The 16174-nt window shown below is 44.3% G+C and carries 10 protein-coding genes; 1 reads left to right on the forward strand and 9 read right to left on the reverse strand.

From position 1 onward, the window contains the following. Positions 1-160 precede the first annotated feature (160 nt). Positions 161-1789: a hydroxylamine reductase gene (hcp, locus tag dnm_RS18270; protein ID WP_207678340.1), complete on the reverse strand. Its 1629-nt coding sequence runs from the start codon at positions 1787-1789 to the stop codon at positions 161-163. A gap of 193 nt (positions 1790-1982) precedes the next feature. Next, the gene (locus dnm_RS18275) at positions 1983-4640 is read right to left on the reverse strand and encodes a PAS domain S-box protein (RefSeq protein ID WP_207678341.1); all 2658 of its coding nucleotides are present in this window, start codon (positions 4638-4640) and stop codon (positions 1983-1985) included. 1020 nt (positions 4641-5660) lie between these two features. On the opposite strand from dnm_RS18275, the gene dnm_RS18280 reads away from it, so the two are divergent. Continuing rightward, positions 5661-7394, forward strand: a complete 1734-nt coding sequence (locus dnm_RS18280) for an AarF/UbiB family protein (RefSeq protein ID WP_207678342.1) — start codon at positions 5661-5663, stop codon at positions 7392-7394. Positions 7395-7606: 212 nt separating this feature from the next. Here the strand turns inward: dnm_RS18280 and dnm_RS18285 are convergent, their stop codons facing one another. The 7 genes from dnm_RS18285 to dnm_RS18315 all read right to left on the reverse strand — a co-directional run bounded on the left by dnm_RS18285 (position 7607) and on the right by dnm_RS18315 (position 15699). Then, on the reverse strand, positions 7607-8122 hold the full coding sequence (locus dnm_RS18285) for a hypothetical protein (protein ID WP_207678343.1): 516 nt from the start codon (positions 8120-8122) through the stop codon (positions 7607-7609). A 126-nt stretch (positions 8123-8248) separates the two neighbouring features. Further along, positions 8249-10450: a TonB-dependent receptor gene (locus tag dnm_RS18290; RefSeq protein WP_207678344.1), complete on the reverse strand. Its 2202-nt coding sequence runs from the start codon at positions 10448-10450 to the stop codon at positions 8249-8251. 399 nt (positions 10451-10849) lie between these two features. After that, complete coding sequence (locus dnm_RS18295; RefSeq protein ID WP_207678345.1) at positions 10850-11596, reverse strand: DUF6125 family protein; 747 nt, start codon at positions 11594-11596, stop codon at positions 10850-10852. A gap of 96 nt (positions 11597-11692) precedes the next feature. Next, positions 11693-12256, reverse strand: coding sequence for an AmmeMemoRadiSam system protein A (amrA, locus tag dnm_RS18300; RefSeq protein ID WP_207678346.1), 564 nt, complete (start codon positions 12254-12256; stop codon positions 11693-11695). A 309-nt stretch (positions 12257-12565) separates the two neighbouring features. Next, positions 12566-12784, reverse strand: coding sequence for a hypothetical protein (locus dnm_RS18305; protein ID WP_207678347.1), 219 nt, complete (start codon positions 12782-12784; stop codon positions 12566-12568). A 115-nt stretch (positions 12785-12899) separates the two neighbouring features. Then, a complete protein-coding gene (locus dnm_RS18310) occupies positions 12900-14789 on the reverse strand; it encodes a peptidylprolyl isomerase (protein ID WP_207678348.1) in 1890 nt (629 codons plus the stop codon). Between the two features lie 661 nt (positions 14790-15450). Then, positions 15451-15699 (reverse strand): hypothetical protein, encoded by a 249-nt coding sequence (locus tag dnm_RS18315; protein WP_207678349.1) that lies wholly within the window; start codon positions 15697-15699, stop codon positions 15451-15453. Between the last annotated feature and the right edge of the window lie 475 nt (positions 15700-16174).

Consider the following 16174-nt stretch of genomic DNA (forward strand, 5'->3'; position numbering starts at 1 on the left):
GAAACTTGAAACTGGAAACTGGAAACTGGAAACTGGAAACTGGAAACTGGAAATTCAATATCATTTAAATTTCAAGTTTGCGGTTTCAAGTTTGCGGTTTCTGGTTTCAAATTTCAAATTCTCTCTTTCCAGTTTCAAGTCTCCAGTTTCAAGTTTCAAACTACCCAAGAATTGCTTTGAGGTCGTCGTCGGCTGTTGTAATAGGTCCGATATTAAACTTTTCCACCAGAACATTCAGGACATTGGGTGACACAAAAGCAGGAAGTGTCGGGCCCAGCCGAATGTCTTTTATACCGAGGTAAAGCAGCGTCAGGAGAATGGCACAGGCTTTCTGTTCATACCACGACAGGATCATGGACAGGGGAAGGTCATTCACCCCGCAGTCAAACGCGTCCGCTAAGGCCGAGGCAATCTTAATGGCGGAATATGCGTCATTGCACTGACCGATATCCATAAGCCTCGGAATGCCGCGGATATCTCCCAAGTCTTTGTCAAAGAAACGGAATTTGCCGCAGGCCAGCGTCAGCACCACACAATCTTTGGGAACCTTTTCAACAAACTCGGTGTAATAATTCCGCCCCGGTTTTGCACCGTCGCATCCGGCAACGAGGAAGAAGTGGCGAATGGCTTTGTTTTTCACGGCTTCGATAACCTTGTCAGCAACGCCCATTACCGCGTTGCGGCCAAAACCGACCATCACGGATTTTCCCTGTGTGTCTTCAGGAAACCCGGGGAGTTCCAAAGCCTTTTCAATCACAGGGGCAAAATTCTTGTCTGCAATGTGCGTGACCCCGGGCCAGCCCACCAGCCCGGTTGTGAAAATATTGTCTTTGTAGGACTCTCTTGGTTTTTGGATACAGTTCGTGGTCATGAGGATGGCCCCGGGAAACGCGTCAAATTCTTTGGCCTGGTTCTGCCATGCTGTCCCGTAATGCCCGTAAAAATGGGGATATTTTTTCAACTCAGGATAGCCGTGACAGGGAAGCATTTCGCCATGGGTATAAACATTGATACCTTTTCCCTCGCTCTGTTTCAGGATATCTTCCAAATCTTTCAGATCATGGCCGGAAACAAGAATGGCCTTGCCTTTTTTTGGGCCGAGCGGCACCTTTGTGGGAACCGGATGACCATACACGCCGGTATTTGCCGCGTCCAGCAATTCCATAGCCCGAAGGTTGACCTCTCCGCATTTCATCACCAGCCCCACAAGATCATCCACGCCCAGTTCCTTGTTTAATGTGGCAGCCATTGCTTCATGGATAAACGCAAAAACATTATCATCGGTCTGCCCCAGGATTCGGGCATGGTCCGCGTAGGCAGCGACCCCCTTTATGCCATAAATCAGCAACTGCTGAAGAGAAAGAATATCCGGATGAATGTCAGGATCGGATTTTACCCCCGCTTTTTCCCCCTGAGCCACCAGATTATCCAAATTTGCTTCCGGAATGAACGCGGCCGGTCCTTCTGGAAAATCCGTATTTCCGCCCGTTGCTCTGATCTTTTCTTTGAGACTGTCCCGCAATTTGACACTGGTATTGATAAGCGTTACAAATCTGTCAGGATCAAAATCCACGTTGGTCAGGGTGGAAAATATGGCTTCACAGGCAAAACGGTTTACACGTTCATCGCCTACCCCCACTTTCCAGCCTTCGACTGCATACAAAGAAAGTCCTTTGACCGCGTAGATCAACAGATCCTGCAAGGCTGCGACTTCCGGTTTTTTCCCGCACACACCGATTTTTGTACAGCCTTCTCCTTTTGCCGTCTGCTCACACTGAAAACAAAACATGATATATCTCCTTTTTTTAAAGGGTATCGTTAATTTTTTATCATATATTTATTCTGTATTCAAATGTTTTGCATTGACTTAGGTCAAAAAAGAGGTTTTTTTGAAAAAAATCCTTCGGATCAGCAGACCCGGAAACAGTTTCGCATTGGTGCATATTTTTCCGAGAAAGGTCGCGGAAAACTGAACACCGCCATCATTTTTGATCCAGCGTCCTCCGGATGATCCGGGCGATTTTGCTTCTGATCATGGGTTTCATGACAAATTCCCGAATGCCCAGGGCTTTGACTTTTTCCTCTGTAATCAGCTCACAGAATCCGGTGCAAAGAATGATCGGTATGTCAGAGCGAATCTTCATCAGTTCCCGGGACAGTTCCAAGCCTGTCATATTTGGCATGGTCATATCTGTAATGACAAGATCAAACTTTTCCGGGCGCTTACGAAATGCTTCCAGTGCTTCGATACTGGCGGTTCTGACCGTGACCTCATACCCGAGTTTTTTCAGTATGAGCCGTTCTGCTTCAAGCGACTGAATCTCATCATCAACCAGCAGAATCCGCTCCGTGCCTCCCGGGAGAGGCATATCCGACACATGCTCCGGAGCAACAGATATGTCTGAAATTATCGGCAGATAAACATGAAAAGTTGTTCCCCTGCCCGGCTCGCTGTGAACGCTGATATGTCCGTTGTGGCTTTGAATAATTCCGTGAACCACGGAAAGCCCGAGTCCGCTGCCTTTTTCCTTTTCCTTTGTTGTAAAATACGGATCAAAAATTCGTTCTGTTATTTCACGGCTCATGCCATGGCCCGTATCACTGACAATGAGTTTGACATACGCACCCGCGGGGACGCCGGGAATGTCATTCGGACCGATATCTGCTTTTTTCAGGGACAGTTCCAGCACACCGCCTTTTTCACACATGGCGTGATAAGCATTGGTGCAAAGATTCATAATGACCTGATGGATCTGCCCTGCGTCTGCCAGAATAACCCCGCAGTCTTTACTGATATTCTGATATATCTCGATGGTCGCGGGCAAGGTGGCTCTGAGCAGCTTCAGAACCTCTTTGATAATGAACTGAACCTTCAGGGGCCGCTGTTCCTGTTCCCCCTGCCGGCTGAAGGTGAGAATCTGCCGTACCAGATCCCTGGCCCGGTAAGCCGCCACAATCACCTGTTCCAGATAAGATCGGAGACTGCCGGTTTCAGACGCCTCATCCATGGCCAGATCCGTGTATCCGATGATGGGAGAGAGAATATTGTTGAAGTCATGGGCGATCCCCCCGGCCAGTGTGCCGAGTGCTTCTGTTTTCTGAGCCTGACGGAGCTGTCTTCGCAGCATTCTTCGCTCGCTTTCCGCGTTTCTGCGTTCACGGATATCACGGGCAATGGTAAGCACAGCGCGTTGTTTATTATATTCGATGACACTGCTGTTTCCCTCAATGGGAATGACCTCACCATCCCGCCGGACATGCGCGGATTCAAACACGATACGCTTTTCCTGTCGCAGCGACGCCATCCGTTGCGGCAAAAACATCATATATTCCTGGGAAGTTATTTGTTTCAGCGTCATCTGAAGTAATTCTTCCCGGGTATAATCCAGATATTTACAGGCACTCTGATTCACGTCTAATATTTCCTCACCAAAACAATGAACAAAAATGGCGTCATCTGCGTTATCAAACAGGGTTCTGTAACGTCTTTCAGAGTCCTGATGCGCCTGTTCGCTTTGTTTGTGAGCAGTCTCATCCCTGTACATGGATACGATCTCACCGGAAGGAAGCTTGTAAACATAGTTGCTTCGCCATCCCGTAATCCTTTTATCTTTGTATAAATTGAGCGGAACATATTTTGGCTCACCTGTTGCCCACACATTTTGAAACACATCAAAAAGCCCGAATTCCTTTATTCCCGGGAAGACTTCCCTTACACTTCTGCCGATAAGGTCTTTTTTGCTTACGCTGTCTATTTTTTCCCCGGCTTTGTTAATGTCCGCAAAAATAAAATCCTCACCATTATTTACAGGCAGATAAACAGCAATGCCTTCGTACAGATTTTCAAACATGGCTCTGTATCTTGCTTCGCTCTCAGCCAGTGCTTTTTCAGCCTGTATTCGCTCTTCAGCATCATGTACCACGGAAAAAAGCAATTGTTTGTTATTCACTTCCAAGGGCGTGGCATTCACTTCCACTGTTCGTATCTGTCCGTTTTTTAATTTATGAGGAAAAATAAAATGATTTTTTCGTCTGAATTTACTATGCTGCATTTCTTCGAAGACTTGTTTATCAGGCAGGATATTGATATCTGTCATCTTCATGGCTGTCAGCTCTGTATGTGAATATCCGTAGAACTCGGATGCGGCCATATTTGCATTGACAATGGAACCGGTCTCCGGTTCTATCAGCAGCATGACACTGCTGTGCTTCTCAAACATACTCCGAAATTGTTCCTCGCTTTCCCGCAGTTTCCGATTCAGCTCTTTTTTTTCCCATGCACTGATAATGGCAAAATGCAGGACTTCTGTAGAAACAGGTTTTCTGAAATAATTATTCGCGCCCATACGCAGCACTTCAATGGCATTCTTTATATCTCCGTGTCCGGTCAGGATGATGGTCTGTAAATCTTTTTGAAAATCCTTTGACTTGTGCATTAATTCAATGCCGCTCATTCCCGGCATTCTGATATCAGTGAGCAATACATCAAATTCCTCATTTTTTAAAAATGCCAGAGCCGCTTCTCCGGAATGAGCCGTTGATATAATATAACGGTCCCACTGCTCTTCAAGTGTAATTTTTAACAAATCACACAGTTCGGCTTCGTCATCTGTAATTAATAGTCTGATTTTATTTTTCATTACTCCTCCGTTCGGACCAGGTGTCAGATGTTAAGGGATTCCCAATTATTCGATAATCAAGTTTTTTTGATCCGCTCTGACCGGACAGCCTGTTATTTCTGCAAGAGCAGGAAATTTGTCCGCTTTCCGGCAACCCGGTTGCCCTTCGACAGGCTCAGGGCACGCTGTTCTCGCTCCCTTCCCCTCCCCTCCCCTCCCTTTCCCGCTTCTGTTCCCGCTCCCTGAGCTTGTCGAAGGGAGCGGGAACAGGAGCAGGAACAGAAGCAAGTTTTGCGACAGTGAGAAGGCAAATTCCCCCGAGACCGGCGAGCGGAAATGATTATCATGCGAGGAGAATATCCGTTACTGGTTGTCGCTCTGTTCCTGGCAGCCCGGATATCCGGGCATTCTCTGATCTGTCAAGGATCGGACAGAAAAAATAGCAGTCTGGAGGATGACAGATTTTGTACAATTCGACCAGATTGGTCCGCCAACATACCGAAAAAAGTTTGATATCAGCAGGATGAAAACGAAGAGACCCAGAATTATCATAATAACAGCAGACTGAAAGTTTTCATAATTCCCCATATTTTTTTAAAATTCAGTTCGTTGCTTAAATAATAATATGGTTTTGTTTGAATGATGTCAAGCCGAGCCCGATTCTGGGAAATTTGGCTGAGTTGAAATCGTAAAAATAAAGAATTAAACAAAAATAACTTTCCGAAAAATATTTTTTATGTTATGTTAAAAAATATAAAAAACGCGATGTGCAACTTATAATGCCACAAAGACACAAAGGCACGAAGTCCCGCGATGGCTCTTTGTGTATCTTTGTGTCCTCGTGTCTTTGTGGCAGTTGTTTGTCCGTGATATCCACGGTTAAAAAAAGTTGCACATGGCGTTAAAAAAGCAGCAGATTGAAAAGGTTTTGGGGCATTCTCCATTTGCCAGTTTTCAGCTTTTGTGAAGGATGCCGGTTTTGGAATATTTCCATCAGCATAAATCTGATTTTTCCCAAAAAACAGCAAAGGCGGTCTTGCCATGATAGATAATTTTAATTTTGAAGATCAGAAAGAATTTATAAAAAAACTTTCCGGGTCCATGAATCGCCATGACTTAGAGGCTTTTTTACTCTCCGCTGCCCAGGACGCGGACATGGAAAAATTCAAAACCCGGGCAGCCGAGGAGATTCTCCACATAACAAAGCCTTCTGATATCATACCCGAAATCTATGGTGATTACCGGGAGATCGTTCATGACGGGATATTGTTCCTCCTTTCCAACTTATCTTCTGCCCGGCTTATAAAACTTGTTGTTGACCAGCTCCTGCTCAAAGAAGATGCTGCTGTGGAAGAGCGGCTCCTTCATCTTGCCGGGCATATTCCCACGCTTCACAAACTGGGGCAGATCATCGCTCGCAACCGGAATGTCGAAGCCTCTTTCAGAAAATGGCTGATTTGCCTGGAAAACGATTTTCACAGCGTCAGCTTTGCTGAACTCCGGGATAAAATCAGCAATGAAATGAGCGATGTTGCCGAAACCTTTTCCATCAGAATGGACAATGAGGTGCTTGCTGAGGCCAGCGTGGGAGCTGTCATATCATTTATGTGGACAGACCCCGACACAGGCAAAAGCGCAAGAGGTGTTTTTAAAACGCTCAAACCGCTGGTAAAAGAGCATCTTGACGAAGAATTAAAACTCTTAGACGAACTGGCTTTTTTCTTTGATAAAAAAAGAGATCACTACACCCTTAAAAACTTCAGATTTGTAGAAACATTCAAAGACATAAAAATAGCCCTTGAAGAAGAAATTGATCTCCGAGGTGAGCAGGAAAATCTGAAGAAAGCGCTTCCTTTTTATGGCAAAAACACCTCAGCCACGCTCATCCCCCGCCTCCTTCCGTTTTCCACTGAAAACATTACAGTCATGGAATATATGAAAGGCTGCAAAATCACCGACGCTTATATGAATTCAGAAGACAGAAAAATGTGCGCCCGGGCCCTGTATAAAACGGTTATTTGTCATCCCCTGTTTTCCCACGAAGCACAAACACTTTTTCACGGCGATCCCCATGCAGGGAATATTTATGCGTTTGAAGATGAAATACAGGGAGATATGAAAGTGGTGCTTCTGGACTGGAGTCAGGCAGGGTATCTGTCAAAACGTCAGAGAATGAATATCCTCTGGCTGGCGATTGGTGTTGTCTTAAATGATGAGAATTTTATTCTTGACGCAATAGGAGAACTCTCAGATGAAAATTTCAAAGAAGACCCCCTGACCTTAAAAAAGGTGGATGAAATTATCTCTGAAATTATGGCCAGCCCTGAGTATGAGGACTGCCAGCTGGTGAAAAAAATATTCCTTCTCATTGATCAGACAACCCTCAGAGGTATTCGCTTTCCCCGGGATCTGCTGCTTTTCAGAAAAGCTTTTTTTACCCTTGACGGTGTGCTTTACGATATTGATCCTGCGTTTGATCCGGATATTTATACCATAAGACTCCTTGAGAAGCTTTTTGTCGAAGAACTTCCCCGGCGATGGTTGTATTTTCTGTTTCCTCATTCGGATCACCCGGAACATTATAAGACCCTTCTTTCCAATAATGATGTGCAAATGCTTGTTCACCGTGTGGCATTTGAAATTTTTAAAAAAAGCACAAATGTGCTTTCCATATTAATCGAAAGGAATGTGGAGGGCGTTACCATGACCTCGGCAAGCCTGCTGGGATGTTTTTTACAGGGGCTGGTTGATGTCAGATATAAAAAAATACTATAATTTTAAGATGTTTTAAGCATTTCGGATAAAAATATCGAAAAATTTTGTCCAGGTATTTAAGTATCTGAGCAAAAATTTTTCATACATTTTTTTTCTGTGAGGGGCAGAGAAACCCGGGTTTTTTCCGCCGGGAGAAGGAACTGATTCCATGAGAAAAACCCGGGTTTCTTCCCCGGACAAATATCGAAAAATTTTGTCCGGGTATTTAATCATCATGGTGTTTCAGCGATTCTTAGAAAAAACGGTTTGATTCGGATATCAGAGAGGTGCATGGTTTCCAGATTGAGATAAGGAAGGATTCGGTCGCTGATGAGAATTCCGCCGGATGCGCCGCGTTCCACGTCTCCTTGGAAAGGGGAAAAAATAATGATTCGATGCTTTATGCCGTAACGCATGACAGCTCCGAATTCATGTGTAACTTTCTGAGTTAAAAAAACACCTGCCACAGGCACCTTCTCATAGCCTGTCAGAGAAGCGGCCGTTTCAACCCGTATCGGTATCTTGCTGATATTTCCAATTCTCATCAGATCACGGGCCATATCTTCAGCCCGCTCCTTTTTGTCTGAATACATCAGTATCAGAAGGAGTTTGCCATCGGGTCCCTGCTTTTTGGCTATATCCTGGTCCGCGGCCAGCAAACTCGCAAACACGTCAAGCCCTGTCCGAACGCGCCAATCCTCTCTCTCACCCGCAACAAGATTCCCGGACGCAAGGAACAGAACAAGCATAAATACTGATATGAATGTCTGGCATACCGACTTTAGCTGGTCACGATACACGATACATAAACCCCTTTTGGAATTGAGAAGTGAGAAAAGAGAAGTGGGAAATTTGAGCCTCCACTTGTTATCACTTTAAAATTCATAAGCAATTTTTATCCACCACCACTGACCGGGATCGGAATCATCCGAGTCTGGAAAATTATTCTCCACTTGGTCCGGGCCGGAATAATAACGAATATCTTCTTCAAAAAGGTTCTTGACGCCTGCACTCAGGGTCAGTCCCTTGAAGCCAAGATCGAACACATTGCCGGTCAGATCCACAGTGTGATAACTCTCCGGGCTGTGTCTGTCCGGTTCTCCGTTTCGCTCACTGACATAGCGATACTGTAACGCGAATAACAGCCTGGGACAGGGCTGATATATGAGACCGACATTTGCAAGCCAGTCCGCTGCCTCAGGTATTTCTTTCCCTGTGTCCCGGTTTTCAGTCTCCGCGTAGGAAAAATTGGTGTCCAGTTTCAGAATGTCCGGGATAAGGGGCCGTTCCAACTCCAGTTCCACGCCTTTGGTACGAAACTGTTCAGGTGCCTTTTGCATGTCTTCGACTTTTGCTTTGAGATCGGAATAAAAAAGGGTGATCCGGCTTATGGTATTGAAATTCCTGAACACATATCCGAACTCATAAGTGTCAATGGTCTCGGATTCGATATCTGAAATATCCGCAAGAGGATTATCCGGCGCATACATTTCCAGAAAAGTGGGGGGACGGAACGCCCGCGCGTACTGGGCTTTCAATATATGCCGTGAGGCTGCGCCGGGGCGTTTATTTAAGCGGCAGACCGCGGCAAGTCTCGGACTGAATTTGTCTCCGATGTCATCATAATGATCATATCTCAGACCCGCGGTAAGGGTGAGCTGATCGCTGACGCGAAATTCATCCTGTGCTGTCAGACTGTTTATCAGCCGGTCTTTGCCTTCAAAATGCTGCCCATATCCGATCTCCGGGGACGAATCCCTTACGGACACGGGAGAGACCACTGGTGACTCGGCATCGTTTTCACGCCATACGTCTTTCAAGGCTGACTTGGAAAAAGCCCACTCCAAAAGTGACGTGTGCCGGTTTCCATGTTTCCACGTCAGTGCGAGGCCGCCGTGAAACAAGCTTTCATTGTAATTGAATCCGTAAATCTCAGCATTTGGATACAGATCCGTAAGTTCATCCGGATAAGCACCGCTATTTTCTGTTTCAAATTTTCGCTCCTGCCATCCCAGGTTTAAATTGGCGCAAAGCCGCGAAGAAAATTTTAATTTGTGACTGGCTGACACCCCCCACTGATCCGTCTGATAAAAATCGTCATGATCATTTTCAAACCAATGGGTGTTTAAGGAAAAATTTTTGTAATTCAGGGTAAATATGCCTGATCTGTAATCTCTTTCCTGGTCCCTGGTATTATCAGAAATATCGGAACTGTATTCTGCTTCCTCCACAGGCGGAAGCGGATATTTGTCTTCTGTTTCTGCTTCAGGAAACGGATCAGGAGGGGAGAGGACAGAAACGTCATCTGTTTCCCTGTCAGGAAGCGCATCAGGACCGGAAGGAGGCATACCCGCGGTTGACATCACACGGAATGTTCCGGGATTACTGATATCTGCCCCCGCTGAATTGAGGCCTGCGACGTTCAGACTCAGATTGAAATCTTTATCCGGATGACGCCAGGAAAACATGCCGCCGCCTTTATAAGTATTATCTCTCTCCAAATCTCCGAAAACCCGGGTGCCTTTTTTGCGAGTGATAATGTTCATCACACCGGCATAAGCAAATTCACCGTGTATGGCGGAACCGGGACCCCGCATGATCTCGATTCGTTCCACCTGTTCCATCGGCATATTGGGAACCGGATCAATGCCGAATGCTGTTGTCAGAGGGACGCTGTTTAAAAGCACTTTGATATGGCCCGATGCAAAAATTCTCGGAATTCCTCTCACCACTGTCTTTCCAAGCTTGTCAGATGTGAGAGAAAAATTGATTCCGGGAACCAAAGACATGGCTTCTGCGACTGTCCCGATTCCCCGGGTTTCCAGTTCATCCCCATAAAGCACCGTGACCATTCCGGGAACAAAATCAGCATTCACGCGGGTTTTGGTGGCTATTTCGGTATATTTTTCCAGAATATCTAACAGCTTACGCTCCTCTTCCTGATCTTCGGGCCAATCTTCCTTGGAAATCGTTCCCGTCATTTCCATGTCATGACTCTCTTCAGCAAAGCCCTCGCACAGAGGCAGCAATGCTGTTAAAGTAATGAGCATTAACATCCAAAAACATTTTTTCAGCATATTCATTGACATCCCGGGTTCCTATAAAAAAACTGCCGCCGCAGTCTTAGCAAGTTGGCAGCCACCGCCATGTTTTGCTCAATAACGCCAATTGAATTTGACATATAACAAATCGTTGTATGTGCCATATATTTCATTTACACGCGGCTTTTGTCAAAACATTTGATGGCAAATTAGAGGAAAAATCGGCTAAAAAACGGAAAATCATCCTGACTGGCATGATATTTGCTTGGGTTCGGAGACATTCAAGTGAGGGGGGATTAAATCAGAAATGGTCGGAAATTTCAGGGCAGATCTGAACCACGGATTAACGCAGATTAAGGAGATTTCGCAGATTAAAAAAATCTGTGCAATCTCCTTAATCTGTGCTAATCCGTGGTTCAACTGCGTTCTGAATTCCTATTTCTCAATTTTAAAACGCCATGCGCAGTACCATTCATCAGGATGCTCATCCGGGGGACATCCGATGCATTCGGTTATGATTCTTTTATCAATGGCCCTTGCAAAATAGGGATATTCAACATTGCCAACGGATTTGCACGGATAGTCATCAAGTCCTTTGCGTTTTCTTGCCACCTGAACGCGGCATTCATTCATTTGAAACACAATGCAGTCAGGCCCTTCATCAATAATGGACTGGGTGTTAATGGTTGCGTAAAGGCGAAAGTTCAGCGCCTTTTTCAGTCCTTCAATTCCCGGATTTTCAGGAAGGCCCAGAAAATTTTTAATAGACCATGCCTCAAACGGAGAAAAATGCGCCCAGCATGAATCATTACAACGTTTGGCGTCAATCATACCCTGGTTAAATTCTACAGATTGAAACCATACGCCGTCATTTGCAAGCCAGTTTACCGCGACAGTGTTCAGAAGTTCGTCAAGGGATTCTTTTGACATATTCAGCATAGGAGCCGGGATTCCGTCTTTCATTTCAAATCCCAGTATTTTTGAAAGTCTTTTCATTTGGATCCCATAACTCTTTTCCCATGCCGTTTTCAGCATTTCAAGGGCTTTTTCCGTACCCATCTGATGCCTTACTTCGGTAAACCAGAGGGTATGGTGAACCATGGTGCGATGAAACATATCTAAAATAAGGCGGGCAGTATCTTCATGGTTTAAATCTTTCTGAGTCTCAACATTGTCTGACATCTGGATAATTCCTTTCTATTTTAGAGAGTATTAAGTTTTAGGTGTTAGGTGTTAGGTGTTAGGAAAAACGCTAAATCTCTGACGGGTCATGGCTGTTTATTCGGAAAAATATTCCGCCTCATATACTTTTACAACCGTGTCTTTGTCCATCCAGCACGTTTTTTCCATTCCCCCTTTCTGACAAAGGTGTTCTAAAAAAATCTGTGTGTCAGGAAGCTGTTCCCATACCTGAGGCAGAAAAGTGGAACTGTGCCATCCTTTTGATAAGATGACACCGTGAACACCCGGGTTCAGTTTTGCTTTCAGTTCTTTGCCATCTTTATGTTCAAGTATCCGGGGGACCGTGAGTACACTGACCTCAATATCAATATCAGGGAGTTCGTTTGCTTTTAAAGGCGGAAAACGGGGGTCTCGGAAAGCAGCGTTTAATGCGTTATCTTCCACGCAGGAAATCAGAGGCTTTACAGGTTCAATGGTACCGATACAGCCTCTCAGGACCCCTTTTTTGTGCAAAGTGACAAAACAGCCCCGTTTTTCCGCCAGCACAGAGGAAATTTCAGCGGGTCTTTCTGTGTCCGAACTTTTTATAAGCTCTGACGTGATAACAGAACGAGCCAGTTTAAGCAGCGTTTTCTGATCTTTATCTGTCAGGGTTGGCATTTTATATCTTCCTTTCTGTATGGTAAAAAAAGTCTTTTGAAGCGGAAGGCGTGCTGAAATTACATTATATCCGGCAGGGCGGGGTCTGCAAACCAAAGCTCCCCGGGCTTCACATCCGCGTATCTGTCCGGGGCGGGCATTAGTTTGCCTCGCCGACCCCGGATTTTTCCGAATATGGTATATGATTTGCCCGGAGTTCCCGTGAAATTGCTAAAATGAAATTTTAGCACTCCTTTCCCTCCAGCTTAACAGACAAACTTTTCCCTCTTTGGAAAAAGAGGACAGGGGATGTTGAACATATAAAAATTTTTACTGCCCGCTTTCTTTCAAGAAAAAAAGCCAATATACAAAATAAATAAATCCCCCTGTCGCCACAATAGCAACAATATAACTCATCCAGTCCGTGGGTTTTTCGGCAATGCCGAACTCGTTGGGGGGACCGACTTTGTGCTTACAGCTAAAGCATTTTTTATCTTCGGCTTTCAATACAACATGACAATATGGGCATTTTTTTGTTCTTCCTGTCATTCTCAACCTCTTTATTCAGGGATTTTTTCAAAAAATAAAATACCCGAAATGTGGCGTGAACACGGCGATCTGAATCGGGTATGTTATTTACATGAAGTTCCCTCAGAAAATGCGCTTAATTCAGAAAATCCGCTTCAATGGTAATTTCACTTCCGTCTTTTACTTTTGAGAGCCAGGCATCAAAGGTTTTGAACTTCTTCTGTTGCAGCAACCGTTCCTTTATGGTTTTCTTTTCTTTGTCAAATGCTTCCGGCTCAGGCGTTTTTCTTTCTTTCAAGCGGATAACATAATAACCTTTTCTTCCTTTTATGACATCTTCCGGATAATTGTTTTCATTTGAAAGCTTAAACGCTGCCTGGATAATCTCACGTTCATATCCGATTTCAGGAATCGCCTCATTGCGCTTAAAAAAATCAGTCGTTTTCAGCGTCAGACCGGATTTTTCGCTTTCCGTGTCCATGGAACCACCGTTCTTTAAGGCTGTCAGGAACGCTTTTGCATCTTTGGCTGCCTTTTCATCCTGTTTTTCCTTTATGAAATCAGCCCGCACCTTTTCTTTCACATCTTCAAATTCAGCTATTTTTTCAGCTGTTTTCTCAATCGTCTGGATAATATAATATCCGTCTCCCAGGTCTTCGATTTCACTGATCCCCATGGGCTCAAGCTTAAACGCGGCTGTTGCGAATTTCCGACGATTCCTCACCCCTTTTGCAGGGCCTTTTTTTTGAGTAAAAGAAGCTGTGGTTTTAATGGCGAGGTTTTGCGCTTTTGCAATTTCCGCGAGATTATCTCCTTCAAAAAAAGAATCGTAAAATTCCTCTGCCTTATCATAGGCAATATCTTTTGCTTTTTTATCTGTCAGTTTTCTGGTTATTTTTTCTTTTGCTTCATCAAGTGAAAGGACGGATGCTTCATTGACTTTTTCAACCTTGATGATATGCCATCCGAACTGGCTCTTTACCAAGTCACTGATTTCTCCGGCTTTCATGGAAAACGCCGCATCAGCGAAAGGTTTTACCATTCTTTTTTTGTCAAATTCCCCGAGGTCTCCTCCCCTGACCTTGGTGCCCGCATCTTCTGAATATTCTTTTGCCAGTTCTGCAAAATCTCTGTCGCGTTTTGCCATTTCCAGAATCTCGGCAGCTTTTTGTTTTTTCTCTTCAACCACTTCAGGAGAGCTGTCTTTTTCCACCTTTATCAGAATATGCCGTGCCTGAACTGTTTTTTCTTTTTTAAATTCTTCCGGATTTGCCTCATAATAGTCCTGTATTTCGTCATCTGAAACCTCTGCCTCTGATTTGTATGTTCCAGGGACAAAACTCAGAAACTGCGCTTTTACTTCAGGTTCGGTTTTATAGGATTCTTTTTTACTATCATAATAGGCTGAGATATCTTCATCCGAAGGCTCAATATCCTTGTATTTATTTGGTTCAAACACCACATAATCAATGTTTGCCGATGCGTTGTTCCATTTGAACCATTCCATGGCCTCCTGATCAGAAACTTTTACGTTGTCCAATATAAAAGATCTGAGCTTACTGATCAGCATTCCCTCTTTCTGCATCACCTCAAACTGCTCAGGCGTCAGTCTGTTGGCATTCAAAACCCTCGTGTAAAGACGGCTGTCAAACACGCCGTCCCTCTGAAACACTTCCATTTTCTGAATGGTGTCGGCAAGCTCGTCATCAGAAACCCGGAAACTGAGTTTTTCCGCTTCCTGGCGCATAAGACTCTGGTCAATCAGTCCATCCAACGTCTGCTTTTCAAGCCGTTTTATCATATCTCCGTTCAACTTGGTTCCGAATTGCTTGTATCGCTCAATCAGTTTGTTATAGGCCCCCCGATATTCATCCATGCTGATTGACTCTCCGTTGACAAATGCGACTTTGTTGATACGTTTGTCGCGAAAGCTTCCGACTCCCCAGAATACAAACACAATAACAATTGCACCCAAAATGATTTTGATTAACCAACTCGTGGCATGGTCCCGCATTAGTCTGAGCATTACAAATTACCCCTTTTCTTACAACTTCATTTTTTTGATAAAATAAAAAACGAATTTCAGATAATGAAATTCAAAATTAGTTAAAAATTAGTTTTAATCTTTGACATGTCCTTTCTTTTGTATTTTTAGCCTGTGTACAGGACAAAAAAGATAAGTGCCAAAGAAACCCGGCTTTTTCCGACAGGGGAAATCGCCTCGTCCGGGGGAAAAAGCCGGGTTTCTTTCCTGCGCTGCAACTTTTTGTCCTGTACACAGATTTTTAGCATAATCATCCGAGCATTATTCAAAATTACAACTTTTTGATTTTTTTGATATTTACCAATTTAACAGGATTAGATATTTTGTCAGAAAATATAAAAAATATGCTTCGGATTCAGATTATTCAGGTCCGAGTGAACGAAGTACCTAACCATAAATTTTTCGATATAAAAAAGCCGGGTTTCTTCCCGAGTCTCAGCCGGGGCAAAAAAGACGGGCCTCTGAGAAACCCGGCTTTTCCCCGCCGGAGAAGCCGCTTGGTGAAAAAAGCCGGGTTTCTTCCCGCGTCCCGGCCGGGGGAAAAGACGGGCATCTGAGAAACCCGGCTTTTCCCCGCCAGAGAAGCCGCCTGGTGAAAAAACCGGGTTTCTTCCCCGCTTAAAAACTCTCGCTCATGTACTTGTCAGACAATTAATGTCATATTTTTTTCACGCCGATCTGTTTTCATTCCCACAGATTCGGCACAAAATACGCACCGATATTCATATTTATCACCCTCGGGAAGCACAAGAAGAAGTCGCTTGCGAACAGGAACCGCCCGTTTGCATTTCGGACAGTAAAGTTCAGTCGCATCCAGGTCCTTAAACATTCCCGGGCTGCGGGTTCGCTCACCAAAGGTCTCCGATGATTTCATGAATTTTTCAAAATCCATTTCTGATACCTCTATTTAACAAAAATCTTTAACAAAGTTAAATCATTTTATCCAAATAGTTATCTTTTTTAACCAATTATTGTATTTCCTTAGTTCTATTTTGTCAATAATTTCCCGCTTCCTTATATATGAAAGTGTCAGGCGTTCAGTGTTAAGTGTTATGAAAAACTCTGAAAGTTTTATCTTTCATTGTGACTGACGGGTCATAACTGTTATTTGAATTTTTTCGAACCGAAACACTCAGAATTTCCTCAGAATTAACGTGAGCTGAGAATCGTGTCTCACCGCGATGATTCTGACGGATAACATAAGTTATCCGAGGTCTTCAGAATTTCGAAGGTCTTCGGCGGCCTGATCTGTCAGAATCAAGCCGGGTCAGGCAGTAGAATATTTCCACCCCTGAATACTCCTTTCACCCCATTGACTTTTTCCCTTTGTTCAGGATAGCTTTCCCCTTCAAATGATTTTCCCTGTC

Source organism: Desulfonema magnum (genome assembly GCF_017377395.1).
GTDB lineage: Bacteria > Desulfobacterota > Desulfobacteria > Desulfobacterales > 4be13 > Desulfonema_C > Desulfonema_C magnum.